This is a genomic window from Streptomyces sp. NPDC005752, assembly GCF_040630715.1.
Classification (GTDB): Bacteria; Actinomycetota; Actinomycetes; order Streptomycetales; family Streptomycetaceae; genus Streptomyces.
Genome location: NZ_JBEXYB010000004.1, coordinates 107,259 through 132,616 on the forward strand (window position 1 = coordinate 107,259; position 25,358 = coordinate 132,616).

The 25,358-nt window shown below is 70.1% G+C and carries 25 protein-coding genes and 1 pseudogene; 5 read left to right on the forward strand and 21 right to left on the reverse strand.

What is annotated here, in order from left to right:
* Window positions 1–75 precede the first annotated feature (75 nt).
* Window positions 76–1,050, forward strand: coding sequence for a hypothetical protein (locus ABZ441_RS04925; protein WP_358968432.1), 975 nt, complete (start codon window positions 76–78; stop codon window positions 1,048–1,050).
* 27 nt (window positions 1,051–1,077) lie between these two features.
* On the opposite strand, the gene ABZ441_RS04930 is transcribed toward ABZ441_RS04925, so the two are convergent.
* The gene (locus ABZ441_RS04930; protein WP_358968435.1) at window positions 1,078–1,584 is read right to left on the reverse strand and encodes an ATP-binding protein; all 507 of its coding nucleotides are present in this window, start codon (window positions 1,582–1,584) and stop codon (window positions 1,078–1,080) included.
* Between the two features lie 278 nt (window positions 1,585–1,862).
* Here ABZ441_RS04930 and ABZ441_RS04935 point away from each other — a divergent pair, with 278 nt between their 5' ends.
* Both ABZ441_RS04935 and ABZ441_RS04940 read left to right on the forward strand, forming a co-directional pair.
* Window positions 1,863–2,714: a DUF5753 domain-containing protein gene (locus ABZ441_RS04935; RefSeq protein WP_358968438.1), complete on the forward strand. Its 852-nt coding sequence runs from the start codon at window positions 1,863–1,865 to the stop codon at window positions 2,712–2,714.
* An 11-nt stretch (window positions 2,715–2,725) separates the two neighbouring features.
* The gene (locus tag ABZ441_RS04940) at window positions 2,726–2,917 is read left to right on the forward strand and encodes a hypothetical protein (RefSeq protein WP_358968441.1); all 192 of its coding nucleotides are present in this window, start codon (window positions 2,726–2,728) and stop codon (window positions 2,915–2,917) included.
* Here the strand turns inward: ABZ441_RS04940 and ABZ441_RS04945 are convergent.
* From ABZ441_RS04945 to ABZ441_RS05015, 15 genes and pseudogenes are all read right to left on the reverse strand, one after another.
* Entirely contained in the window at window positions 2,914–4,185 is a 1,272-nt protein-coding gene (locus tag ABZ441_RS04945) for a hypothetical protein (protein ID WP_358968443.1), read from the reverse strand. The two genes, ABZ441_RS04940 and ABZ441_RS04945, sit on opposite strands and share 4 nt — an antisense overlap.
* Before the next feature lie 71 nt (window positions 4,186–4,256).
* Entirely contained in the window at window positions 4,257–4,907 is a 651-nt protein-coding gene (locus ABZ441_RS04950; RefSeq protein WP_358968447.1) for an OmpA family protein, read from the reverse strand.
* An 8-nt stretch (window positions 4,908–4,915) separates the two neighbouring features.
* Complete coding sequence (locus tag ABZ441_RS04955; RefSeq protein ID WP_358968451.1) at window positions 4,916–5,509, reverse strand: hypothetical protein; 594 nt, start codon at window positions 5,507–5,509, stop codon at window positions 4,916–4,918.
* Window positions 5,510–5,535: 26 nt separating this feature from the next.
* Window positions 5,536–6,147 (reverse strand): annotated as a pseudogene (locus ABZ441_RS04960) (pilus assembly protein TadG-related protein); the annotation flags it as partial.
* Between the two features lie 35 nt (window positions 6,148–6,182).
* Window positions 6,183–6,407, reverse strand: coding sequence for a hypothetical protein (locus ABZ441_RS04965; RefSeq protein WP_205018582.1), 225 nt, complete (start codon window positions 6,405–6,407; stop codon window positions 6,183–6,185).
* Window positions 6,408–6,634: 227 nt separating this feature from the next.
* On the reverse strand, window positions 6,635–7,714 hold the full coding sequence (locus tag ABZ441_RS04970; RefSeq protein WP_358968455.1) for a response regulator transcription factor: 1,080 nt from the start codon (window positions 7,712–7,714) through the stop codon (window positions 6,635–6,637).
* A gap of 88 nt (window positions 7,715–7,802) precedes the next feature.
* Complete coding sequence (locus ABZ441_RS04975) at window positions 7,803–9,164, reverse strand: histidine kinase (RefSeq protein WP_358968819.1); 1,362 nt, start codon at window positions 9,162–9,164, stop codon at window positions 7,803–7,805.
* An 11-nt stretch (window positions 9,165–9,175) separates the two neighbouring features.
* Window positions 9,176–10,063, reverse strand: a complete 888-nt coding sequence (locus tag ABZ441_RS04980; protein ID WP_358968458.1) for a DUF5936 domain-containing protein — start codon at window positions 10,061–10,063, stop codon at window positions 9,176–9,178.
* Window positions 10,064–10,076: 13 nt separating this feature from the next.
* Complete coding sequence (locus ABZ441_RS04985; protein ID WP_358968461.1) at window positions 10,077–11,012, reverse strand: type II secretion system F family protein; 936 nt, start codon at window positions 11,010–11,012, stop codon at window positions 10,077–10,079.
* A 10-nt stretch (window positions 11,013–11,022) separates the two neighbouring features.
* Complete coding sequence (locus ABZ441_RS04990; protein ID WP_358968464.1) at window positions 11,023–12,360, reverse strand: CpaF family protein; 1,338 nt, start codon at window positions 12,358–12,360, stop codon at window positions 11,023–11,025.
* 32 nt (window positions 12,361–12,392) lie between these two features.
* Window positions 12,393–12,746 (reverse strand): TadE family protein, encoded by a 354-nt coding sequence (locus ABZ441_RS04995; protein ID WP_358968467.1) that lies wholly within the window; start codon window positions 12,744–12,746, stop codon window positions 12,393–12,395.
* A gap of 69 nt (window positions 12,747–12,815) precedes the next feature.
* Window positions 12,816–13,235, reverse strand: a complete 420-nt coding sequence (locus tag ABZ441_RS05000; RefSeq protein ID WP_358968470.1) for a pilus assembly protein — start codon at window positions 13,233–13,235, stop codon at window positions 12,816–12,818.
* Window positions 13,232–14,506: an AAA family ATPase gene (locus tag ABZ441_RS05005; protein WP_358968472.1), complete on the reverse strand. Its 1,275-nt coding sequence runs from the start codon at window positions 14,504–14,506 to the stop codon at window positions 13,232–13,234. Before ABZ441_RS05005 ends, ABZ441_RS05000 begins: the two co-directional genes overlap by 4 nt.
* A gap of 7 nt (window positions 14,507–14,513) precedes the next feature.
* The gene (cpaB, locus tag ABZ441_RS05010; RefSeq protein WP_358968475.1) at window positions 14,514–15,218 is read right to left on the reverse strand and encodes a Flp pilus assembly protein CpaB; all 705 of its coding nucleotides are present in this window, start codon (window positions 15,216–15,218) and stop codon (window positions 14,514–14,516) included.
* A gap of 85 nt (window positions 15,219–15,303) precedes the next feature.
* Window positions 15,304–16,170 (reverse strand): hypothetical protein, encoded by an 867-nt coding sequence (locus tag ABZ441_RS05015; protein WP_358968478.1) that lies wholly within the window; start codon window positions 16,168–16,170, stop codon window positions 15,304–15,306.
* Window positions 16,171–16,730: 560 nt separating this feature from the next.
* Between ABZ441_RS05015 and ABZ441_RS05020 the strand changes: the two genes are divergently transcribed.
* Complete coding sequence (locus ABZ441_RS05020; RefSeq protein WP_358968481.1) at window positions 16,731–18,464, forward strand: glycoside hydrolase family 18 protein; 1,734 nt, start codon at window positions 16,731–16,733, stop codon at window positions 18,462–18,464.
* Between the two features lie 88 nt (window positions 18,465–18,552).
* On the opposite strand, the gene ABZ441_RS05025 is transcribed toward ABZ441_RS05020, so the two are convergent.
* The 5 genes from ABZ441_RS05025 to ABZ441_RS05045 form a co-directional block, all read right to left on the reverse strand.
* Window positions 18,553–19,917: an Nramp family divalent metal transporter gene (locus tag ABZ441_RS05025; protein WP_358968484.1), complete on the reverse strand. Its 1,365-nt coding sequence runs from the start codon at window positions 19,915–19,917 to the stop codon at window positions 18,553–18,555.
* A 91-nt stretch (window positions 19,918–20,008) separates the two neighbouring features.
* A complete protein-coding gene (locus tag ABZ441_RS05030; RefSeq protein ID WP_358968487.1) occupies window positions 20,009–21,481 on the reverse strand; it encodes a gluconate:H+ symporter in 1,473 nt (490 codons plus the stop codon).
* Window positions 21,482–21,648: 167 nt separating this feature from the next.
* Complete coding sequence (locus ABZ441_RS05035) at window positions 21,649–22,059, reverse strand: RidA family protein (protein ID WP_358968490.1); 411 nt, start codon at window positions 22,057–22,059, stop codon at window positions 21,649–21,651.
* Between the two features lie 6 nt (window positions 22,060–22,065).
* Window positions 22,066–22,824 carry an IclR family transcriptional regulator gene (locus ABZ441_RS05040; protein ID WP_205018567.1) on the reverse strand — a complete coding sequence of 253 codons (759 nt, stop codon included), beginning with the start codon at window positions 22,822–22,824 and terminating at the stop codon, window positions 22,066–22,068.
* Window positions 22,821–23,879 carry a sugar kinase gene (locus ABZ441_RS05045; RefSeq protein WP_358968494.1) on the reverse strand — a complete coding sequence of 353 codons (1,059 nt, stop codon included), beginning with the start codon at window positions 23,877–23,879 and terminating at the stop codon, window positions 22,821–22,823. The genes ABZ441_RS05040 and ABZ441_RS05045 overlap by 4 nt, the downstream gene beginning before the upstream one ends.
* Window positions 23,880–24,017: 138 nt before the next feature.
* Here ABZ441_RS05045 and ABZ441_RS05050 point away from each other — a divergent pair, with 138 nt between their 5' ends.
* Complete coding sequence (locus ABZ441_RS05050) at window positions 24,018–25,319, forward strand: alanine racemase (RefSeq protein WP_358968496.1); 1,302 nt, start codon at window positions 24,018–24,020, stop codon at window positions 25,317–25,319.
* The last annotated feature ends 39 nt before the right edge of the window (window positions 25,320–25,358 follow it).

The window sequence follows — 25,358 nt, forward strand, 5'->3', positions numbered from 1 at the left end:
CATACCCCGACCGGGCAACACCCCCGTTGTCCACAGGCCCGCGCAGCAATCCGTTCCGCGCGGCATCCTCTCCTCATGACGGGGAACCTCCACCCATACGCCAGACGGGGCGTCCTGCTCACCCGGGACGCCTTGGCGGCCGGTGTGCCGGCGCGGCAGTTGAACCGTCGGCTGAACACGGAACGCTGGCAGCGCGTCACGCGCGGGGCCTGGGTCGCGCCGGGTGTCGAACTGACACCGTGGTTGCGGGCCCGCGTCGTACAGATAATGGACCCCGGCCTCACCCTCAGCCATCGTGCCGCAGCCACACTCCACCGCATCGAACTGCTGTGGGAAGCCATCGAGTTCACCGAGCCCGCCGGCCTCCAGGGCCGACGCCACGGCTTCACGGTGCACCGTACGCCCCTCGCCCCGGACGAGATCTGCACACGCGACGGGCTGCTGGCGACCACACCACTGCGCACCCTGCACGACCTGCTCCTGACCGGCACGAGGGACGAGGCGCTGGTAGCCGTCGACTCCGCCCTGGGTACGCGCGTGGTGGGCGGAGTACGCCGAAGGCGCCTCATCACCATCGAGGTGCTGGCCACCGCCTGCGCGACACACCCCACCCGACGCCACGGCACACCGAGGGCGGAGCGGCGGCTCGCACTGGCCGATCCGCAGAGCGGCTCGCCTGCCGAGACGATCGCCCGGCTACGGATGCACGACGTCGGCCTGCACCCGCTCAGCCAGGCCGAACTGGTGACACCGGGCGGCCGCCGGATCCGGCCAGACTTCCTCTTCCTCCGGGAGGGTGTGGTGGTGGAGATCGAGGGCTACGCCTACCACGGCAGCCGCGAGGCGCACCGCCGTGACCTCGACCGCTTCAACGTGCTGAGCACCTGCCACGGAGTGCGGCTGGTGCTCCGCTTCCCCGCCGCGACGGTCTTCCGTACCCCCGACCGCATGCTCGCCGAGATCCGCGGGGCGCTGGCAGGCGCGAGCGCATCGTCGTCGGGAAGTTACGGACACCCAACTCGGACATACAGGGCGGGATTTCGTCCGTAAAGTCCCACCGACCGCTCGGCCCTCGCATCACTGCGGGAGGAGGGCCCATGTTCTGGTGCCCTGGTGGGGTGGCGGGGCCTCGCTGGTGCCCCAGTCGCCGCCCCAGTCGTCGACGACGGCCGCCAGCAGCCAGAGGGCGCGGCGACGCCGGACCTCGCAGAGCGCGAGGGTGTCCGGGTCGGCGTGGTGGGGGTGCTGGTCCCAGAGGACCAGGCGGAGGTCGCCGTCACGGTGGCGGAGCGAGAGGTAGAGCTCGCGGCCGGGCGTCAGCGCCGCGTTGACGGCGATGAGTTCGGTGACGGCGAGCGTGGCCGGCCACGCGTGGGAGCGAAGCCCGTACGTGGACAACGCGGCCGTGACCGCATGCCGTCCGACGGCCGCGCTGCGGGGGTCACCGGGGAGGGTGAGGCTGAGGACGAGCCCCGGGTGCGGGCGCGGTTTCGGCCGGAGGTGCGGGGGTGATGCGACGTCGGGGAGGGGTGGCCTCGCGGGGCACAGGGCGGTGCGTCGGGGCTGCGGCGCGTACGGATGCATGACGACTCCCGGGTACGGGGGGTGAGTTGACGTTCATCGGCGCTGCGGCTGATCTGTGGCCTGTCTCCCTGACGCGGCCCCGCCCCTCCCAGGGCAGGAGGTGCGGGCAGGGCCGCGCGATGCACTTCGTTTCGGACGCAGCGTGTGCGGTGCGGTACCCAAGGTATGCATACGGGGGCACTCGTGTCGTCATGCTGGAGGCAATTGCCTCCTTACGAGTGGACCGCGTATCCATCGCAGCGGCAGACTGTGCACATCGTCGGCGGAAGAAGGGGCTTATGCCGAGCAGTTCCACACCTACCGAGCGACAACGGCGTCTCGGCGCCGAGCTTCGGAAGATGCGCACCGCCGCCGAAGCAACGACCGCGTACGCGGCGGGGCTGCTGGGCGTCGACAGGACGAAGATCTCCAACATGGAGGGCGGCGTCCGGCCGGTGACGGCCGAGCGTGTTCGCACGCTCGCCTGTAACTACGCGTGCTCCGACTCTCGTTACGTACAAGCGCTCGTGAACATGGCCGAACACCGCGAGCGCGGCTGGTGGGAGCAGCACCGGGGCACCCTGCCCTCGGGCCTGCTGGACATCGCCGAACTCGAGTGGAACGCCGTGCGCATTCGCACCGCGCAAACCGTCCACCTGCCGGGCCTGCTCCACACCGAGGAGTACGCGCGGGCGGTGTTCGGTGCCGTACTTCCAGCCCTCTCGCGGCTGGAGGTGGAGCTGCGCGTGGCCCACCGCATGGAGAGGCAGCAGGTGCTCGACCGACCGGCACCGGTCGACTACGTGGGCTTCGTGCACGAGGCTGCGCTCCGCATGCGGTTCGGTGGCAGAGACGTCACCCTGGAGCAGCTCGCCCACCTCTGCGAGGCGTCGGAGCGCCGGAACATCGAGCTACGCGTCATCCCCGTCGACCGCGGCGCGTTCCCCGGCGCAGGGCACGCGCTTCTGTACGCGCACGGCGCTGTGCCACAACTGGACACGGTTCAGCTGGACTCTGCGCACGGACCGGAGTTCATGCACGCCGAAGCGCAGCTCACCAAGTACCGGGCCCACCTGGAATGGATGGAGGACGCTGCCCTCGGCACCGCCGAGTCACGAGACTTCATCCACGCCGTCTCACGTCAACTCTGAGGAGTTTCGTCATGCCCGAAGTCAACTGGGAAGAGCCTTACTGCGGCGAGGGAAACAATTGTTTCCGGCTGGGGACGGACACGGAAGGCAACGCGTTCATCGCCGTCCTCGGCCAGGAGGATCGTTACCTCACCGACAGCCGCGAGGCCCTCCAGCAGATGATCCGGGACATCAAGGCGGGCAAGGCCGACCACCTGCTCTAGGCGGCCTGCCCCTCGGGCCGGCGCCGGCGGCTTCCCAGGAGCTGCCACGTGCCCAGGCCCAGGACCAGCACGGTCCCGAGGCCGATTCCGCCGATCCCGATCGCCCGCATCGTGCCGCCGTCGCCACTCGCGGGGCCCGTGGCGCCCAGGCCGAATCCCGCCGCTGCCGCGTCACCGTCGTACGGGGGGCCCGGTTGGGCCTTCCCCTTCAGGCCGACGTCCAGGGTCAGCGGGACGCTGCTCGGTACCTTGGGGTCGAGGGTGACCTGGACGTAGTACCAGCCCTCGAACCGCATCGCCGAATCCGCCTCCGAATCGCCCGCGAACCGGTTCGCGTAGGCGGCCGGGGCCGTGCCGAGATCGACTCCGGCGGGGGCGCCCGTGTAGCCGGCGCTCTTGTCGGAGACCCGGCCACGAGCCGTGTTGTACAGAGCGAGGCGCAGACCGTTGACGGCGAAGAACGAGTCGTCCGTGGTGGCGTTGGCGAGCTGGGCCCGCAGGAAGAGCTGTTGGCCCCAGGCGACCGGCACCTTGTAGAACCGGCTGTCGCCGGGCCGGATGTCGTCCCGCCAGGCGCCGTCTTCCACAGCTGCGGCGTCGTTGAATCCCGTGCCGCCGCTCACCTTCCGCGGTGAGGCCGCTGCCGGGGACGGTGCCTTCGAGCTCCAGGAGGTCGGCGCCTGCGGCGTGGCGGCCCCGGGCTTGAGGCCGGGTTCGGCCATGTAGGTCAGCTCGATCGGCCACTTCGCGGCGCCGCTGGTCTTCTGACCGGACCAGGCCACGGTGTAGAGGTAGTCCCCGGCTTCCTGGCAGGCGGTGCTGTCGTCGCTGATGCGACGCGAAGCGTAGTCCGCGACCGGGCGGGTGGTGTCGCCCCCGAAGTAGACGGCAGGGCCGGAGCCGCACGGCGTACCGTCGGCAGAGGTCAGCGCGACCTGAATGCCGTCGAGGATCCCGCTCTTGGTGCCGGGAGGCGGGGCGAGCACCGTGGAGACGAACGCGTTGGACGTCTCGTCCAGCCGGACCCGGTAGTACTTCTTCTGGCCGGGGCCGATGGTGTCCGAGTAGATCTTCGCCCGTTCCAGCCGGGGTCCGTCCGCGCTCGACGCAGTACCGGTGACGGGCAATGACCCATCGGCAGGCCGGTACGCGGAGACTTCGCCCGGAGCGTCGTCGGCGCGCGGGTGCGCCGCCGCCGTCCCCGGCAACAGCAGTACGCAGGCCAGCGCAGCCGTTGCGGCGACAGCCGCCACGGTCCTCGACTTCATTCCGCTCCTAGCTTCCGGCACCGGGACCGCCACTCGCGCGGAGCCGGTGCCCCGACAGGTCTCTGCCGGCTCTACGAACCGCTGGTGCGTTGGAAGGTGACCTCCACGCGGCGGTTCTTCTTACGGCCCTCTTCGGTCTCGTTGCTCGCGATCGGATACTCCTCCCCGTAGCCACGGATCTCGAAGGTGACGTTCGGGAGACCCGGGGAGAGAACTCCCGAGACGGCGTCGGCCCGCTTCTTGGAGAGCACGTCGCCGTGCGCGGAGGAGCCCAGATCGTCGGTGAACCCGAACACGCGGACCGTGGTGGCGTTCTGGTTCCTGATCTCCTCGCCGATCGCGACGATACGGGCGTTGGCCGCGCCGCTCAGCTTCGCGCTGTCCTTGCCGAAGAGGACCTCGGCCTGGAGGGCGAAGGTGATGTCGACGTTGGTGTCCTCGCGGCGTTCCTCGCCGCCGAGGTCCTCGACGACGGACTTGATGTCGAGGACGCGGACATCGCCGAGGGTCGCGCCGTCACCGAGCATCAGCCCGGGCGAGTTCGCGTCGACCTCGACGGGCGGGGAGGCGCTGGGGACGTCGGTGGGATTGTCGTCCGCCGTCGCGGAGGCCGTGCCCCAGAGCGCCGAGGTGCCGACGACGACCGTGGCGACGGCGCAGAGTCCGACACGGCGGCGCAGCGCGCCTCGTGATGCTCGGGAGGTGGGGGTGGGTGGCTGCATGGCGGCCATCACCCGGAGATCTTGATCGTCGCGGTGGGCATGGTCGGGATCTGGAAGTCGACATCGGTGGTGCCTGCTGGCGGGGCGGGGAACTGAGCGAAGAACGGTGTCGTGGCTCCGGGTGCGATGCCCGTCGTGAATTGAGTACAGAGGCACCTGCCATCCGTGTCCCGCAAGGACAGGTATCGCTTCTTCCCTGCTTGGTCTACGAGAGAGGCCCCGGCAACTGATGCCCCGTTGCCAACCATCTCCTCCTCGGCCCCCTGCCAACCCACGGCGGTGAACTGCTGTTTCGAGCCGTTCGTGACGCTGCCCCTGACGGTGACGAATCCACCTGCGTCACGCTGGGCAGAATTGATGACAAGGTCGATCTCTCCCGGCCCCTTCACGCTGGCAATCACTTCCGACGTTTCAGGGCTCTCCTGCGTGTCCGGCGATTTAGGCTGCTGTGACGCCGAAGCGTTGGGCTGCTTCTGCTCGCCGTCCGACTGATCGTCCTTGCCGTCGCCTCCCCCGCAAGCTGTCAGGACGACAGCCATGGCTACGGAAGCGGCGGCTGCAGCAGCCCTTTTGAGACGAATCCGGGTCATGGCTGCACGCATCGGCGTGTCCTCTCGGTGTCGATCATCTACTTGTCGGCCAGGTGGACGGAGAAAAGGTCTGCCAGGTCCGGCAGCAGATCGAGATGCTCCGGGTCGATGTCGAAGTCGTCGAAGTCTGCGTCATCGCAGACGACTTTGTACGCCATCTGCTCCTCGCCCTGCCCCGTGTCGTCGTCGTTGTCGCTCTCCTCGGCCGGACTTGGCTCGGGACGCGTGTCCTCTTCGACGCGGCATCGAGGTTCGATCACCGCTCGCGCGGTGGCCTTGGCCTTGGCGGTCTTCGTGATGGCGATCGCCGAGTCGCCGACAGGCTTGTTGGTCTCGACCGTGACGGTGTACGACGTCTCCGGCACATCCTCGGCGAAACAGTCGATCGTGCTGGCGTCGTTCTCAGCGGCCAGCCAGTCGGCGGCACCACACGAGTCCGAGCCGGCTCCGCGCCCGCTCAGAAGGTCGTCCCACTTGTCCAGGTCGAAGACCCCGGGCCAGCTCAGCTGATCGCGGGCGTCGGTGGCCGCTGCCAGCGCCGCCGCGTCCGCGGCTGTCTGCGCCTCGTTCTTCTTCATCGACGCCTGACCTACGGCGAAGTAGGCGAACGCAAGGAAGAGCAGGCCCGCCACCACCATGATGTAGATGGGGAAAGCCTGCCCTGCCTCGCGCTTCTGCCTTGCTCCTACTTGCCGCCAGTGATCTTGGCGATCTGCGTAGTAATGGCCCCACCGATCGCCGCACCGATGTTCGTCAGCATCAGCACCCCGATGATCGCCACCACCACCACGATGATGCCCAGGTACTCCACCGCGCCCTGCCCCCGGTCCCCGCGGGCCTTCATGCGCTCCACCGACGTGTTCGCCCACACCTTGGCGTTGACGGAAGCCTTCAGCATCAGCTTGCTCATGGTGTTCCCCTCCGGGTCCGGCCGACCGACGGCCGGCCGGCGCGTGTGTCTCTGCGGTGCCGCCTCGGGAACCGGCTTCCCCCTGGCCGGTGTCCGAGCCGACCGGAGCAATGTACGCCGGAACGGCTCCTCCGGCCGAGGGCCCCAGGACCCAATCCCGGGCCCAAAACGGTCGTTGAGCCCGCAGTCCCGCGCGTACCGCACCCGTCGCGGGGCCCCTCCCCCGTTCAGCCATGGCTGTCTGTCCCCCTCGGTCCAGGACCCGAGCCCGGTGCCGTGCCGAGCCAACGGGCTATCGCCTCACTGCGGCTGCTGCTGTGCAGCTTGGTGAAGATCCTGTTGATGTGGTTCTTGACGGTCTTCTCGCTGATGAAACAGGTGGCGGCGATCTGCTGGTTGTTCATGCCCGAGGAGATGAGCTCCATGACCTCCGCCTCCCTCGAACTCAGGTGGTACTGCCGTCTGTTGGGTGTCGGCGGTCGGACGGGTCCGCTGTCAGACGAAGACTGTGCCACAGCGGGTTGCAGTCGCGAAAGGCTTCGCGGATGTCCTGTGGGTTGCGGCGGGGCCCGCGTCGGCGTCGGCGCGGCGTCCGCGCCGCTCTCCGGGAGTGGTGCCGGGAAGCCGGGCCCGCGGCGCGGGCCGCCCGTCGCCCCTGCCTCTCCGAGCCTCTCCGCGAGCTGCCCGGGTTGCCGGTCCGCCCCTTGGCGCATATGGGCGAGGAGCGCGTTTGCCGCTGTGGCGGTGAACGGGGCCCGGCCGTTCTTCGTGTCGCGTACGGACTGGACGAGTTCGTCAGCGGTGAACTCGCCGTGCACCAGGTAGCCGCCCGCGCCCAGGCGCAGGGCCTCGTGGACGATGTCGCTCTCGCGGCTGTACGTCAGCATCATCACGGGTGCAACCTGCACCAGGTGCGGCAGGGCGGAGATGCCGTCCACCCCGGGCATCCGTACGTCGAGCAGGATGACGTCCGGGCGGTGGCGTACGGCGGCCTCGTACGCCGCGCGCCCGTCGGCCGCCTCCGCCACGACATCGATGTCGGCACGGCCGCCGAGCAGGACCCCGAGCCCTGCGCGGACCACGGGGTTGTCGTCCGCGACGACGACCCGCAGGGGCCCGGGGGCCGTCGTGTCGGGGGCGGTAGGGAACGCGGGCACCGGCTGCCCGGGGCCCGCAGGGAGCTGGGTGGCCGGGAATGCGGGGGAGCTGGGCTCCGTGCCGAGCGGGGTGTCGTGCGAGGACGTGCGCCGGAAGTGGTTCCGTGCCGCCCGGTCCTGGCCCGGCGTACGGGAGACGTCGTCCGGCATTCTGCGACCTCCTCTCAGGTGTCGTGGTGACGAAGGTACGGGGGCGGAGGGGCGGGAGGGGCGCGATTCGGACGACGTACACACTCCGTCAGGGGTCCGCGTCCGCCGTCGGGGGTGGAGCGAGCGCCCCCGTCCCGGTTGGAGCGAGTGCCGCCGTCCCGGGTGGAGCGAGTGCTGCGGTCGGCAGTTCCACGCGGACCTCGGTTCCCTTGGCGGCCCGCCCCTTGCCGATGCGGATGCGGGCTCCGATGGAGGCCGCGCGTTCGACCATGCCGACGAGCCCGAAGTGACCGGCCCGCCTCAGGTCGTCGAGGGCGAGCCCGGTGGGCAGCCCCTTGCCGTCGTCGTACACGCTGACGCGCAGGACGTCGCCCTTGACGCCCGCGAGGACGACGAGGTAGGTGGGCCGGGCGTGACGGCCGGCGTTCTCCATCGCTTCGGAGGCCACGGTGAGCAGCTGTCGGGCCACGACCGGGGGTACCGGGGGCACCGGGGTGTCGCCGAGGGTGCGGAACACCGTGTCCACCCCGTGTCGCCGCTCGAAGTCCTCCGTCCTGCCGCGGAGTTCCGTGATGAGGTCCACACCTCCGTCCAGCCCGGAGTCGCGGCGCAGGTCGGAGAGGAGTTCACGGGATTCGGCGGCGGCGCGGCGTGCGGATCTGGCCACCAGTTCCGCCTGGTGTCTGACGGTGAGCGGGTCCGCGTGCCCGGAGGAGTGGGCCAGGCCGTCGGCGGCCAGGGCCAGGCCGTGCAGGGTCTTGGCGACGGAGTCGTGCATCTCGCGGGCGAGCCGGGCGCGTTCGTCCTCGACGGCGACACTGACGGCGAGGCGGGCCCTGGTCTCCGTCAGTGCCTGGCTCGCCGCTCCGACCCGGAGCATCAGATTGCGCAGGGCGACACCGGCGGCTCCCGCGAGGACGCAGAAGACGGGGAGGAGGAGCACGTCGGCCGGGCTCGACTGCGGGTGGTGGTCGACGCCGTACGCCGCTGCCAGGATCAGGCACTGGACTGCGGCGAAGATGCCGGCGACCCGCCAGCCGTAGAGCAGTCCGGCGAGCAGCGGTGTGCAGACGACCGCGTAGCCGAGGGTCGATTCGGGGGTGGCGGTGAACAGGAGCAGCGCGCCGAAGACCGTGTCCACCGCGAGGAGCAGCGGGTAGCGCACGAGGAGCGGCCCGAAGCGTTCCCAGTCTCGGTAGAGGGCGTACGAGCCGACGAAGGTCACCACGACGGCTGATCCCACCAGCCAGGCGGCAAGGCCGGGGGCGCTGTTGCCGACGGCCTGCGGGGTGCCGATGGTGATCATGGCGAGCCGGAAGAGGAAGACCTGCCGGGCCATCGCCTGGAGGGCGTTGACCTGGATGGACACCGTGGGTGCGGGGCCCGCAGGGGTGGACAGGGTGTGGCGGGGGTCCGTGGGTTCGGGTTCCGGCTGCAGGGAGAGGCGCATCGGCTGGTCGCTCACTCCCCCGTGAGGGATCCGAAGTCGGTGCCGGATCCGAGCAGCATGGCGGCGCCCATGAGGAGCACGGTCGCGGGGATCATGAAGGTGGTGACCATCAGGGTCGCCTTGGGGACCGCTTTGGCCGCCTTGCGCCGGGCGTTCTGCGCGTCGGTGCGGCGCATGTCGTTGGCGATGGCGATGAGGGTGTCCACGATCGGGGCGCCGAGTTCCTCGCCCTGCTGGAGTGCGGTGACGAACATGGCGACCTGTTCGGAGTCGTTGCGCCTGCGCAGTTCGTCGAACGCCTGGCGGCGGCTGACGCCCATGTCCATCTGCCTGAGGGTGATGCGGAGTTCGTCGGCCCACGGTCCCTTGTACTTCTCCGACACCCGGTCCAGCGCCTGCCGGAATCCGAGTCCGGCGGAGACGACGACGGCGAGGACGTCCAGGAAGTCGGGAAGGGTGCGGTCGATGTCGTCCCTGCGTTTGCGGACGGCGGCCCAGATGCCGACCTCGCCCCAGAACAGGCCGAAGGCGACCATGAGCAGTGCCATGAAGATCTGGCCGCTGGTGAGCATCACGAAGGCGGCGAAGCCTCCGAGGGCGCTGTAGACGGCCCGGCGGGCGGCGTAGCGGTCGATGGTGAGGCCGCCGGGGTTGCCGGCCATGTCGATCTTGCGGCGCTTCTCGTTGACCCGCTTCGGCCCCATCGCGCGGAGCACCAGGGGCGCCCAGCGCATGCCGAGCCGGTCGATGCCGGAGCCCACCGCGGTGGTGCGGGTCGAGCCGACCTCCAGGGCGAGGGCGAGGTCACCGGGGAGGGTGGCCTCGGCCCGGTACATCCGTACGCCCTTGAAGACGCCGAGCACGCTGAGGCCGACGACGAGAGCGAGCAGCAGTTCCATACCGGTCCCCTCCTCAGATATCGATCTTGGAAATGCGGCGGATGGCGATGAAGCCGACGGCGTAGAGGCCGAGCGAGACGATGACGGCGATCTGGCCGGCGAGCGAGCCCGTCATGCGGTCGAGCGCTCCGGGGAGGATCGCGTTGACGAGGAGCATCGCGCCGACGCCGATGGCCGGGACGGCGTAGGCGGTGGCGTTGATCTGCGACAGCTGGGTGCGGACCTCGCGCCGGGTCTCCTTGCGCTCCTCCAGGGTGATGGTGAGGTTGCGCAGCGAGGAGACGACCTGGCCTCCGGCCCGGTTGGAGAGGATCAGCGTGGCGACGAGGACCACCAGTTCGCGGGAGGGCAGGCGGGTGGCGAGCTCGTCCAGTGCGTCGTCGAGGGTGCGGCCCACGCCCAGCTGGTCGGCGACGATGCGGAGCTCGTCGCCTGCGGGCGCCTCGAGCTCGTCGGCGGCCATGGCGATGGAGGTACGCAGGGAGAGACCTGCCTGGGTGGCGTTGGCCAGGACCCGTGAGATCTCCGGCAGCTGGCTGATGAAGGCCTCGGTGCGTTTGGCGCGGTGCCAGTTCAGGAAGGTGTTGGCACCCCAGATCGCGGAGATTCCGGCGAGCGGTCCGAAGAACGAGGCGAGGACGGAGGCGGCGACCAGCCACAGGGCCGCCACCGAGGCCACGACGTAGAGGACGTACTCGCCGGGCGTGACGTCGAGGCCGGTGGCGGCGAGCTTGAGCTCGATCCTCCTGCCCGGCTTCGTACGGCGCAGGCGGCGGTCGAGCCCCCGGAAGCGGCGCTGCGGGCCGCTCTCGGTCTGCCCCGTGGAGGTGAGCCGGTCGACGAGGGCCTCGCGCTGGGCCTTGCCCGAGGTGTACGCGTGCAGGCCCATGACGCCGAGTACGCAGCACAGCAGCGTGACACCGATGGTGAGCGGTGCGAGATTGTCCATGTCGGGGTACCTATCCGGCCTCTCGGGTGGCGAGGTATTCGTCTGACGGCGCGACCCCGAAGGCCTGGGGGACCGGCTGTCCGGCCATGTAGAGCCGGTCGGCGACACGACGCGGGAGCGGGAAGGCCTGGAACTCGCCGTGGACCACGCCGTCGACGTCCATCGGCCGGGCCGCGAACCGGGCGACGGTGACGATCCGGTAGGGGGCGCGCCCGTGCGAGTCGAGCACCGCGATCTCGGTGACCTTCCTGGTGCCGTCGGCGTGCCGGGTCAGCTGGACGATCACGTCCACCGCGCTGTTGATCTGGTCGTGCAGCGCCTCGAAAGGGATCTTGATCTCGGACATCGACGCGAGGGTCTGGAGACGCATCAGCGCGTCCTCGGCACTGTTGGCGTGCACGGTGGCGAGCGAACCGTCGTGGCCGGTCGACATCGCCTGGAGCATGTCCAGTGCCTCCCCGCCTCGGACCTCACCGACGACGATGCGGTCCGGACGCATGCGCAGGGAGTTGCGGACCAGGTCGCGGATGGTGACCTGGCCCTTGCCCTCGACGTTCGCGGGGCGCGACTCCAGCCGGATCACATGGTTCTGCTGGAGCTGGAGTTCGGCGGAGTCCTCGATGGTGACGATGCGTTCGCCGTCGGGGATGAGTCCGGAGAGCGCGTTGAGCAGCGTGGTCTTCCCGGTGCCGGTGGCACCGGAGACGATCACGTTGAACCTGGCCTGGACGAGGCCGGCGAGCAGCAGCAGCATCTGCTGGTCCAGCGAGCCGAAGCCGATCATCTCCTGGAGCGTGAAGGACCTGGGGAAGCGCCGGATGGTGAGCGTCGCGCCGGTGAGGGAGAGCGGCGGGATGATGACGTTGACGCGTTCACCGCTGGGGAGACGGGCGTCGACCATCGGATTGGCCTCGTCGACGCGCCGGTTGACCGTGGAGACGATGCGCTCGATCGTCTGCATGAGCTGCTCGTGGCTGGCGAAGCGTATGGGGAGCTGCTCGACCCTGCCCGCGCGCTCGACGAAGATCTGGTCCGGTCCGTTGACCATGATCTCCGTGATGGAGGCGTCCTCCAGGAGTGGTTCCAGTACTCCGAGCCCGAGCGCCTCGTCGACGACCCGCCGGATGAGCTGGGAGCGCTCGGCGGTGGAGAGGACCGGCCCCTCGCGGCTGATGATGTGGCCCAGCACGCGTTCCAGCCGGGCCCGGCGGTCGGTGGCGGCCAGCGAGGACATCTCCGCGAGGTCGATCTCCTCGAGGAGCTTCGCGCGGTACGTGGCGACCAGGTGGCCGTCCTCCCGTCCCCCTCCGCGCTCCTCGGGGGCCGTGATGCGTGCCCGCAGGCTCATGGGCGGTACTCCTCGGATGGGATGGGGTGCGCTCAGTCGTCGCGGGGCATGGTGGCGGACTTCTCGACGGTCCGGTCGCCGAGCAGTCCGAGCAGGACGTCCGGGATGGTGACCGTCACCGTGACCGTGACCGCGTCACCGCCGGACGGCGCCGAGATCCGGGACCGCTCCGCGACCCAGCCGGTCATGGAGGCCCTGCCGACCTGTGCGTAGGCCCCGGACACCTCCTCCTGCGCGGCGGTGCGGGCGGCGGCCCTCGCGCCGGTGCCCGCCTGCTGCGCGGTGTAGGCGATCAGGCCGAGCTGGATGCCGGCGAGGCCGATGAGGATGAGGACGGGGAGGAAGCCCAGGTACTCGACTGCGGTGGACCCGTGGTCACCGCGCATGCCCTGACCCGGGGCCCGGCCCCTTCCCGGCCCGGCCGTTCGTGAGTCCCGTACGGGTTTCATGGCACGTCACTTCCCTTCCGCGGCCGCGCCGGCCCTCGCCGTGACGGGAACGGGGAGGCTGGCGAAGCCCGGGAACAGGACGGGGGCCTTCAGCGTGACGGTGGTCGTGACCACGTCGCTCGCGCCGCCTCCGCCACCGCAGTCGATCTCCGCGGGTCCCTCCCAGGCCCCGGGAAGCCGTTCGTTCACCGCCGCCTCGCACCGGCTCTGCCGTTCCCCGGCGTCCGCGGCGACCGCTCTGCGTACGCCTTCGTCCGCCGCGCCGCTCGCCAGGGTGAACGTGTAGCCCACCAGCACGGCCTGCCAGAGCAGCACCAGCGTCACCAGGATGATCGGCACCATCCCCGTGAACTCGACGCTCAGCTGGCCGCGTTCGTCGCGCAGCCGGGTTCGTATCCCGCCCGGCTCTCCCCCGTGCCCCTTCACGTCCGGCCTCCCCCGCCGGTCGTGCCACCCCTGCGCCTGCGGCCTCCGATCGAGCCCCTGTCGCCGCGCGGCGTGCCCGCGCGGGACTCCGTACCCGGGGAGGGCTTCACGAGTCCGAGCTCCCCGGCCAGGGCCCAGAGGGCCTGCTTCACGCTGGAGCGCGGGTCCAGTTCGTGCATCCGGCCGGAGTCCACCGCCCCCTGGAGTTCCTTGAAGTTGGCTGGTACCGCCGTGCCCGCCATCCGGGTCCCGGTGATCCGCTGGATCAGGGCCGGCTGGATCTCCGTGTTGCGGTTGAACCGGTTGACGAGTGTGAGCGTCTCCTCGGCCTTGCGGATCTGGAGCCGGTCCCACATCCGCACGATGCGCTTGGCACCCCGTACGGCGACGACGTCCGGGGTCGTCACCAGCACCGCGGTGTCGGCCATCTCGATCGCCGCGGCGTTGGCCCCGCTCATCTGGCTGCCGCAGTCGATGACGACGACCTCGTAGCGCGAGCGCAGGGCGCTGACGATCTGGCGGGCCGAGCGGTCGCTGACCTCCTCGCCGCGTTCGCCCTCCCCGGGCGCCAGCAGCAGCGCCAGACCGGTGTCGTGCGAGAAGACGGCGTCGGAGAGGACCCGCGGGGATATGTCGGCGATGGCGGCCAGGTCGACCACGGAACGCCGGAACTGCACGTCGAGATAGGCGGCGATGTCGCCGGCCTGGAGGTCCAGGTCGACGAGCGCGGCGCTGTGCCCGGAGGCCTGTGCGGCGAGGGCCAGCTGTACGGCTGTGACGGTCGTCCCGACCCCGCCCTTGGCCCCGCTGACCGTGACGACCGTGCCGCCGGGCCCGGTGAACACATCGCCGCCGGAGCCGAGGTGACGCCGTACACCCGTGGACCACTGCGCGGCGGCCTGCACACGGTTGACGAGTTCCTCGTAGCTCAGGGGAAGGGTGACCAGTCCCCGCGCTCCCGCGTCCATGGACGCGGCGAAGAGCCCGGGACTCGCGTCGGTGGTGATCAGCACGACCCCTACGGCGGGGAAGCGGAGGGAGACCTCACGGATCAGCTCCAGGGCGGGCACCGGGCCGATCAGCTCATGCACCAGCACGACTTCGGGCAGTTCCTCGACGGCCTCGCCGGCGAGGCGGGCGAGGGTGTCGATGAGCTGCGTCGAGTCACCGACCGGCGCGGCCGGCTCCGCGTCGGGCAGCTGGCTCAGCAGGGTGGTCACGGACCTGGCCGCGTCGGCGTCACCGACGGCCGGGAGGATTCTGGTGGTCATCCCATCCTCACTTGTCCTTGTCGAGCGTGTAGGTCCGGTCACCCGGGCTGATGGTGCCGTCGCTGCCGGGAGCGATCAGTGCGAGACGGACGTGCTGGGCGAAGGACTCCGCATAGGCGACGCGCTGGGTGTCGACGGTGTTGAGGGCGAACGTGATCGGCACGGCCTCCGACGCCCGGTTCCTGTCGTCCCTCTTCGGCTCCAGCGCGGTCAGCTCACCGACGTCGAGGACCTTCGCGTTGGAGACGATCACCTTGGACTGGGACGCCGCACCGTCCTGCTCGCCCGCGAAGGTGGCGTAGATGTTCACCCTGTCGTTCGGCCGGATCTTGCCCGCCACTCCCGTCGCGGCGTCGATCATGATGGCGATCTCCTGCTCCCCCGGGCGCAGTTCGGGGCTCTTCACCATCATGTCCGACTGCATCAGGGAACCCTTCCGCAGCTGGGTCACGGCGATCTTGCCGTCGACCTCGTCGATGTCCCTGACAGCGTTGTCCGACAGCCAGCGTTCGGGCATGGAGACCTTCTCGAACTGATCGGCCGTGAGCGCCTTGTAGGGGGCCACGTTCGACTTGAGCCGGTAGGCGTCGACCTCGGGCCCGACCTTCGAGTTGACGTCGCTGATCACCGAGAGCACCCCGGCGAAGGCGCCGAAGGCGCACAGGACCGAGAGGAGCAGAAGTATCACGCCGCGGCGCTGGCGGGAGTTCATGGACCGGACAACCTCGTTCGATTCGGGTGCGTGGAGCAGCGGACAGAGGGTGGTGAGCGCGGTGCCTGCGGAAAGCCCGGGCGCCCTAGGAGCCGGGTGGGGCGGGCGCCCCCCGGCTCAGGGCGCGCGGGGAGGGCACGCGGTTCCCGGCCGGTGCCAGCGGGGAGGAGCAGAACCCGCAGCGGTCGCCGATGAGTTCCATTCCGCACCAGTGGCACCTCTCCCGACGTACGGAGGAGACGAGCTGGTAGACCACGGAGATGTCCGGGAGGAAGGAGGCGAACTCGACCACCTTCCCCGTGCCCCACCAGTGGGGCGAGGCGGAGGGCAGCGTGCACTCCTGGACGGCCTGTACCCCCCAGGCCGGGGCGAGGGTCTCCTGGACCCAGTCGGATGCCAGCTGCCCCCTGGCGATCAGCAGCTGGGTGGCGAACGGAGGTCCGGCCGGTGGTTCGGCGGCCGGAGTGATCCTGATCAGCTGGGGGCTGGGACCGGCGAGTACGGCGAACATCGAGCCGGGCACCCATGACCTGGCGTGCGTCCTGAGGCTGACGGGGACCCGGTCGAGCCTCGCCACCGAGTTCAGCAGGGCCCCGGCGTGGATGTAGTGGGTGAGCAGCCGCGCCGCCGAGGCCACCACCCCCGGACTGAAGTCGCAGATGGACAACTGCCGTAGCTGACGGACCAGTACGGCCACACCCAGCGGCGGCAGGTCCACCTTGAGCAGGGCGATGCGGTCGCTCTCCAGCACGGACCGGATGGCGTGCAGCCTGCGTTCGTGGGCGGGGCTGATGCCCGTGGGGTAGACCGCGACCACGTGGCCGTGCTGCTCCAGGAGCAGGTTCATGTCGCCGATCGCGAGGTCGAGGGGCTGGGCTTCGGGTGCCTGCAGATGGGCCGCTGTGGGCGTCTGCTGATCGGTCGGCGGTAGCACCAGATCAGCACTGGTCACTGCTATTGCGGTCGGCACGCTCTTCCCCGTTCGGCACCGGCCGTCGTCGGGGGTGACTCCGGCCGCACTTCGCTCCTGCTCCGTGCTTCTTCCCCAGCACTTTAACCACGTCATACCAGGCAGAGAACAGTTATCGGAACCCAGTACGAAGTCGTACGGCACACGCGTTCGCAACGCCTCCGTACGAAATCGGACGAAAAGCAGAGCCGTTAACTCCTGTACCACTGCGCAGAGTTACCCCGCCCCCTCGGGTTTGGAATCCGGCGGAATTCATCCGCGCAGGTCAGTGCGGACTCGGTGCGCATTCCCCGGCTCCCCGCGATATCCGCTCCGTCACATTACCGGTGCATGGCCTCGTCACCCGCGCGAGTGTTACCCGGGAGCCACCGAGCGGTCACCCGAAGGTGAGCGCCGAGAGGGCCCGGCATCCCGGATCTCCCGGCCCCGCACATCCGTGTCGCCAGAGGTCTTGACAACTTGATTGGTCTGGACCAGTTTATCGGCCAACGGTGGCCACCGTTCTCCGCCAGCACCCCCAACTCCCCCACCGGAGGCAGCAAGTGGAACGCTCCGCAGGCAGCAGCAGGCACAGAAGACGCCGGGTCCGGCCGCTCCTCGGCGGTGCCGTCGCCGTCGTCGCGGCAGGAGCACTGGCCGTCACCGGGCTCTCCGGCGCCGCACAGGCCGCCGACGTCAACGTGGCCAAGAACGCCGGATTCGAGTCCGGGCTCGCCAACTGGACCTGTTCCGGCGGCAGCGGCACCACCGTCTCCTCCCCCGTGCACGGCGGCACCTCGGCCCTCAAGGCCACTCCGGCCGGGCAGGACAACGCCAAGTGCACGCAGACCGTGGCCGTGAAGCCCGGCTCCACCTACACACTCAGCTCCTGGATGCAGGGTGGATACGCCTACCTCGGCGTCAGCGGCACGGGCACGACGGACGTCTCCACCTGGACGCCCGGCGCGAGCAGCTGGACGCAGCTGAAGACCGGCTTCACCACGGGTCCCTCCACCACCTCCGTGACCGTCTACACCCACGGCTGGTACGGCCAGGCTCCCTACGTCGCCGACGACGTCCAGGTGACCGGCCCCGACGGCGGCGGTGGAACGGACCCGGAGCCCGCGGTCCCCGGCGCTCCCGCCGGGCTGTCGGTCGGCACGACGACGTCCTCCTCCGTGGCCCTGTCCTGGAACGCGGTCTCCGGCGCGACCGGCTACACCGTCTACCGGGGCGGCACGAAGGCGACCACCTCCACCGGCACCTCCGCGACGGTCACCGGGCTGTCCGCCGACACGGCGTACCAGTTCTCCGTGAGTGCCTCCAACGCGGCCGGTGAGTCCGTCAAGTCGGCCACCGTGAGCGGCCGTACGTCCAAGGCCACCGATCCGGGCCCCGGCCCGGCGACCTCGGTGCCCAAGCACGCGGTGACCGGCTACTGGCAGAACTTCGACAACGGCGCCGCCGTCCAGAAGCTCAGCGACGTCCCCGCGAACTACGACATCGTCGCCGTCTCCTTCGCGGACGCCACGGCCACGCCCGGTGCCGTCACCTTCAACCTGGACTCGGCGGGACTGAACGGCTACACCGTGAGCCAGTTCAAGGCCGACATCAAGGCCAAGCAGGCCGCCGGCAAGAACGTCATCATCTCCGTGGGTGGCGAGAAGGGGGCCGTCGCCGTCAACAGCGACGCCTCGGCGACCGCGTTCGCCGACTCGGTGTACGCGCTCATCCAGGAGTACGGCTTCAACGGCGTCGACATCGACCTCGAGAACGGACTCAACGCCACCTACATGACGAAGGCGCTGCGCTCCCTGTCGGCGAAGGCGGGCTCCGGTCTCGTCATCACGATGGCACCGCAGACGATCGACATGCAGTCGACGTCCGGCGAGTACTTCAAGACGGCGCTGAACATCAAGGACATCCTGACCGTCGTCAACATGCAGTACTACAACAGCGGTTCGATGCTGGGCTGCGACGGCAAGGTCTACTCGCAGGGCTCGGTGGACTTCCTCACCGCGCTCGCCTGCATCCAGCTGGAAGGCGGCCTCGCCCCCTCCCAGGTCGGCCTCGGTGTGCCCGCCTCGACCCGCGGCGCGGGCAGCGGCTACGTCGCCCCGTCCGTCGTGAACGCGGCTCTGGACTGCCTGGCCAAGGGCACCTCCTGCGGTTCCTTCAAGCCCTCCAGGACCTACCCGGACCTGCGCGGCGCGATGACCTGGTCGACCAACTGGGACGCGACCGCCGGCAACGCCTGGTCGAACGCGGTCGGCCCGCACGTCCACGGGCTGCCGTAGACCCCACCGCCCCGTAAGGACGACGAACCAGCAGCGCCACCGCTCCCCCGGTGGCGCTGCTGCGTCGTCACGTACCTCTACACCGCGCTCACCAGGGCAGGTCACGCACCTGCTGGACGCACAGCACGACGAACAGCAGTCCCGCCCCGCCCAGCATGCCGTTGCTGAGCCAGCCGTTGCGCCATTCCCTGGGCGTACGGGAGGAGTTCAGAAGCCAGATCAGGGTCAGGGCCAGGAACGGCATGAAGAACGCGCCCAGGACCCCGTAGCCGATGACCAGCCCGAAGGGCTCGTCCAGCCACAGCAGAGTCATCGGGGGGAACGTCAGCCAGAGCAGGTAGGCACGGAAGGGTACGGACCGTTCCTGCCGCCCGACCGTCGCACTGCCGGCCTCCCCCTCGTCCGCCGTCTGCGTGCCGGTGTCACCGCGGCCGGCCCGGATCCGCTCCACGAAGTCCGCGAACATCAGGCTGACGCCGTGCCACACGCCGATGAGCGACGAGAACGACGTGGCGAAGAAGCCGACCAGGAAGAGCTTCGCGGTGCCCGCGCCGAAGCGGTCCTCCAGGACCTGGCCGAGGTCGATCAGCCCCCGGTCGCCCTTCGTCAGGGCGATCTGGGAGGAGTGCAGCAGTTCGGCGCCGACGACGAGCATCGCGACGACGAAGATGCCCGTCGTGATGTAGGCGACCCGGTTGTCGATCCGCATCACCTTCATCCAGGAGGAGTCGGACCAGCCCTTGGCGTTCACCCAGTACCCGTACGCCGCCATGGTGATGGTGCCGCCGACCCCTCCGATCAGCCCGAGGGTGTAGACGAGCGAGCCGTCGGGGAGCACGGGGAGCAACCCTGCGAAGGAGGCTCCGACGTCCGGTACCACCCGGATCGCGACGTAGACCACGACGACGAACATCACGCCGATCAGGACCGTCATGACCTTCTCGAAGACGGCGTACTGGTTGAACCAGACGAAGACCAGACCGATCAGCCCGGTGATGATCGCCCAGGTCTTCAGGCCCGGTCCGTCGGGGAACAGCGCCACGATGGGCAGGGCGCTGGAGGACATGGCCGTCGCCCCGTACACGAAGCCCCAGATGACGACGTACACCGCGAAGTAGCCGGTGGTCCACCCGCCGAGGGTGCGCCAGCCGTCGAAGAGGGTGCGGCCCGTGGCGAGGTGCCAGCGGCCCACCGCCTCCGCGAGGGAGATCTTGACCAGGCAGCCGATGACGGCCGCCCACATGAGGGTGTAGCCGAATTTGCTTCCCGCGATGAGCGTCGCGACCAGGTCCCCGGCTCCGACTCCGGTGGCCGCGACGACGATGCCGGGTCCGATGTACTTCCAGCTGGACTTCCGGGGGCCGCCGGATCCCGACTGCCCGGGTGCCGTTCCGGTCCCTGGCCCGGTGCCTGCCCCGGGCCCTGACTCTGTAGTTCCGCTTGTCTCCGCCATGTCGATCAACGAAGCGTAAAGAATGGGATCGCACAAGGGTGCGCGCACGCCCCGTTCACCGTCACGGGGCGTGCGCGCCACAGGGCGATTCCTAGATCACCAGGCTCAGCGCCGCCGCGACCACGAAGCCGGCGACCGAGAGGACCGTCTCCAGGACCGTCCAGGTCTTCAGGGTGTCCCGCTCGGAGATGCCGAAGTACTTCGAGACCATCCAGAATCCGCCGTCGTTGACGTGCGAGGCGAAGATGGAGCCCGCCGAGATCGCCATGATGATCAGCGCGAGGTGGGCCTGCGACATGTCCTGGCCCTCGACGAGCGGGACGACGATGCCGGCGGTGGTGACGATCGCGACCGTCGCGGAGCCCTGTGCGACCCGCAGGACGACGGAGATCAGCCAGGCGAGCAGGATGACCGGCAGACCGACGTCGTTGAACGTGTCGGCGAGCGCGTCGGCGATGCCGCTTCCCTTGAGTACGGCTCCGAAGATCCCGCCCGCGCCGACGACCAGCAGGATGTTGCCGACGGGCTTCAGCGAGGACGTCGAGACCGACTCGAGGGACTTACGGGACCAGCCGCGCCGGATGCCCAGCAGGTAGTAGGCGAGGAACAGGGCGATCGTCAGCGCGACGAACGGGTTGCCGAAGAACTCGATGACGGAGCGCAGCGTGGACGGGTCCAGCGCGATGGAGGAGAACGTCGCGGCCAGGATGAGGATCAGCGGGGTGCCGATGATCGCGAGCACGGTGCCGAGAGGGACGGGCTTCTCGTGCGGGGCGACACCGGCCGCGCGCTGTTCGGCGACGACGGCGGCTCTGGACTCCTCGGCCGCCTCGACCATGTCCTGCGGTACGTCGACGAAGATGCGCTTGCCGATCCAGGCCGCGTAGACCCAGGCGGCGAGGACGGACGGGATGCCGACGAGGACGCCCATCAGGATGACCCAGCCGAGCGAGACGTTGAAGAGGCCCGCGGCGGCGACCGGTCCGGGGTGCGGCGGCAGGAACGCGTGGGTCATGGACAGGCCGGCCAGCAGTGGCATCGCGTACAGGACGACGGACTTGCCGGAACGCTTGGCCGCGGCGTACACGATCGGCGCGAGGACGAAGATGCCGACGTCGAAGAAGACCGGGATACCGAAGATGAGGCCGGTGAGACCCATGGCGAGCGGGGCGCGCTTCTCGCCGAAGAGGTTCAGCAGCCGGGCGCTCAGGACCTCCGCACCGCCGGACACCTCCAGGATCGCGCCGAGCATCGTGCCGAGGCCGATGATGATCGCGACGTGCCCGAGGATGCCGCCCATGCCCGACTCGATGACGGAGACGGCGGCGGACTTCTGGACCGTGCCGAAGAGTTCGGTGACGGAGAGACCGGCACCCAGGCCGACGGCTATGGACACGGCGAGCAGCGCGACGAACGGCTGCAGCCTGACCTTGATGATCAGGTACAGCAGGAGCGCGATCCCCAGGGCGGCGACGGTCAGCAGACCGGGGGTCCCTCCGATCAGGAGGAGCAGTCCACCGGTGTGGGGTGGCACTTCGGGTGCGGGGGCGGCGGCGAGCAGCATGAGCGGTCAACTCCGTTGGTGACGGGGTCCTTCGGGGCAGGGGGGAGCGCGGCACGGCGCCCGTGTGCGGGGCGCCGCGCCGTGAGGCGAGCGGTTCCGGGGAGCCGGCTGCCCGGGAGTTCCGGGATCACCGGTCCGGCGCGTCGGGGGGCGGGCGGACCCGACGGTCAGCCGAGGACCGCGAGGGCGTCGATCTCGACGAGGAGGCCCTTGGGCAGGCCGACGTACACCGTCGTACGTGCGGAGGCGGGGGCCTTGAGGCCCTGCTCCTCGAAGTACTCGTTGTAGATCGCGTTCATCTCGGCGAAGTGGTCGACGTCCGTGAGGTAGACGCGCATCATCATGACGTCGTCCCAGCTCGCGCCGCCCTCCTCCAGGATCGCCTTGACGTTGGCGAAGGTCTGCAGGGTCTGCTCGCGCAGCGTGGGGCCGGCCGGGGTGGGGGCCTGGCCCTCCACGGCGGGCAGGAAGCCGACCTGGCCGGCGACCTGGAGGATGTTGCCCTTCTTCACGCCGTGCGAGAACTTCGCGGGCGGCGTGGTGTGGGTGCTGGGGGTGAGGGCGGTCTTCTCGGTCATGGTGCTTCAGGCTTTCTTGGTGGGGGTGGTGCCGGAGTACTCCCGGCTGATGGTGTCCGCGGTACGGCGCACCAGCGGGAGCAGGGTGAGGAGTTCCTCGGCCGTGACGACCACGTTCGGTGCGGACACCGACATGGCGGCGACGACCCGCCCGTCCGCGCCCCGGATGGGGGCGCCGACGCAGTTGATGGACTCCTCGTGGCCGCCGAGGTCGGTGGCCCATCCCTGTTCGCGTACGACGGCGAGCTCCTTGAGGAAGGAACCGGCGTTCGGGACCGAACGGGACGTGTACATGGGGTAGTCGAGCCGTTCGGCGATCGCGCGCCGCTCGGGCTCGGTGAGGTCGGCGAGGAGCAGCTTGGCGACCGCGGCGACGGTGATCGCGACGGGTTTGCCGATCCGCGAGTACATGCGCACGGGGTAGCGGCTCTCGACCTTGTCGATGTAGAGGACCTCGTTCTCCTCGTACACCGCGAGGTGGATGGTGTGCCCGCACTGCTCGTTGAGCGCGACCAGGTGGCTGTGGGCGATCTCGCGCACGTCGAGGTTCTCGACGGCTTCCTGCGCGAGCGCGAAGAGGCGCGCGCCGAGGCGGTAGCGCTGGTCCTCCTGCCGGTAGACGAGGCCGTGCTCGTGGAGCGTACGGAGCAGCCGCAGCGCCGTGGACTTGTGGACGCCGAGCCGCTCGGCGACCTGGCCGAGGTCGGCGGGGCCCTGGGCGAGCAGTGGCAGGATGCTCAGCGCGCGGTCGACGGTCTGGCTCATGTGGCTCGTACCTCCTCGTTCGCCCCGGCGGCGAGTGTCCAGCCGGGGCCGAGACGAAGTGTGCCCCAGGCGTCGTCGTCCAGGGCGGCGAGCCGGTCGGCGTACGCGCGGGACGGGGGGCCGGTGAGGTCGCCGGGGACGGTGAGGACGGCGGCGGCCATGAGGTGGCCGTGCCGTGCCCGGTCGCGGACGGGCAGGTCGCGCAGGGTGGCGGAGAGGAATCCGGCGGCGAAGGCGTCGCCGGCGCCGACGGCGGCGACGACGTCGACGCCGAGGGAGGGCACGGTGGTGACGGTGTCCCGCTCCGTGCCGTCGTCCGTCCGCGAGAAGACCGTGACCCCGTCCGAGCCCCGCTTCACGACGAGGACGGAGGGCTCCGGCAGGGCCGCGCGGACCGCTTCGGTACCGAGGACGCCCCAGGCCTCCTCGGCCTCGTCCTCACCGACGAAGACGAGGTCGCAGCGGCGGGCGAGGGCGAGCAGCACCTCCGGCCCGGCCGCGCCGTCGCGCCACAGGCCGGGGCGGTGGTTGACGTCGAAGGAGATCAGCGGGCGGGCGTCGCGCGGGGCGGTGAGGTTCTCCAGGAGGGCGAGGCAGTCGGTGGAGAGGGCCGCGGTGATGCCGGACAGGTGCAGGATGCGGGCGGCGAGGAGGTCCTCGTACGGGACGTTGTCCGGGGACATCGCGGAGGCCGCGGAACCGGCCCGGTAGTAGGCCACCTCGTGGGTGTCGGTGGCCCGGTCCGTCGCGGTGCGGAAGTAGATGCCGGTGGGACGGCCCGGGTCGCGGCGCACGGCCGAGGTGTCGACCCCGTAGCCGGCGATCGTGTCGACGAGGTGGTCCCCGAAGCCGTCGGCGCCGACCCGGCCCACCCACTTCGCCCGGTGGCCCGCGGCGGCGAGCGCACAGGCGACGTTGGACTCGGCGCCGCCGATGCCGCGGCTGAAGGAGGGGACGTCGGCGAGGCGGCCCGGCTGCGAGGGCAGGAACGTCACCATGGACTCGCCGAGGCAGACGACGTCCGCGGTGGCTGTCCTGGCTGCGGATCCGGACACTCTGGGCTCCTCTTGGTCGGCCGTGGGCGCCGGTGCTCACCATTGACCCGGCATCGGCCAGGATGTTAGACAGCGTTAAGCGATATGCGCAATGGTCGTTGCAGAGAATGCAACGATGACGTCTCCGAGGAGGATCCCTTGGCCGCCCAGCAGTCCGCCGAACAGCCCGTGACGGCACTCGCCGGTGAAGTGGTCGACCACCGCTTCAAGGCGCTGCCACCCGACGCGGAAGGGACGACCGTCGGCGCCCTCGCGGCCGAGCGCCGCAACCTCTTCACGGGCGGCTTCACCACCCCCGTGCTGGCCCTGTCCGCAGAGTCGGTCGAGGCCAACCTCGCCCTGCTCGAGACGTACGCGGAGCGGCACGGCCTGGCTTTCGCGCCGCACGGCAAGACGTCGATGTCCCCGCAGCTCTTCGAGCGACAGCTGGAGTACGGCGCGTGGGGCATCACCGCCGCCGTCCCCCACCAGGCCCGCGTGTACCGCGCCTACGGAATCCGGCGGATCTTCCTGGCCAACGAGCTCGTCGACGCGGTGGCGCTGCGCTGGCTGGCCGGCGAGCTGGACACCGACCCGGACTTCGTCTTCGCCTGTTACGTGGACTCCGTACGCGGCGTGGAGCTGATGGACGAGGCACTGCGGGATGCCGGTGCCGTGCGCCCGGTCGACGTCGTGGTGGAGCTCGGCGCCGGTGAGGGCGCCCGCACCGGTGCCCGTACGGAGGCCGACTGCGCGGCGGTCGCCGACGCGGTGGCCGCCGCGCCCACCCTGCGCCTGGTGGGCGTCGCCGGTTACGAGGGCGAGGTGCCGGACGCCTCCCCCGAGCGCGTACGGGAGTGGCTGCGCCGACTCGTCGCACTGGCAGCGGACTTCGACGCGGCCGGCCGCTTCAGCGCACTCACCGACGGCGAGGAGATCCTGGTCAGCGCGGGCGGCAGCGCGTGGTTCGACGCCGTCGCCGACGTCTTCGCCGACGTCCCCGAGCTGAGCCGGCCCGTCCTCAGGCTGCTGCGCTCCGGCGCGTACGTAAGCCACGACGACGGCCACTACCGCCATCTCACCCCCTTCAACCGGATCCCCGAGGAGGGCACGCTGCAGCCCGCCTTCCGGCTCTGGGCGCAGGTCGTCTCCCGCCCCACCCCCGAGCAGGCCTTCGTCAACGCGGGCAAGCGCGACGCGGCCTACGACCTGGACCTCCCCGAGGCGCAGGTCGTCCGCTCCGCGCGCGACGGCTCGGTGCGGCCGGCCACCGGCATCACCGTCAGCGGGCTGTCCGACCAGCACGGCTGGGTGCGCACGGAGCCGGGCGCCGAACTGGAGGTCGGCGACTGGATCGGCATGGGCCTCTCGCATCCCTGCACCTCGTTCGACAAGTGGCAGCTCATCCCGCTGGTGGAGGCGGACGGCACCGTCACCGACTACATCCGCACCTTCTTCTGATCCCGGCGGAGCCGCACCCCACCCCGAAAGGCCACATCT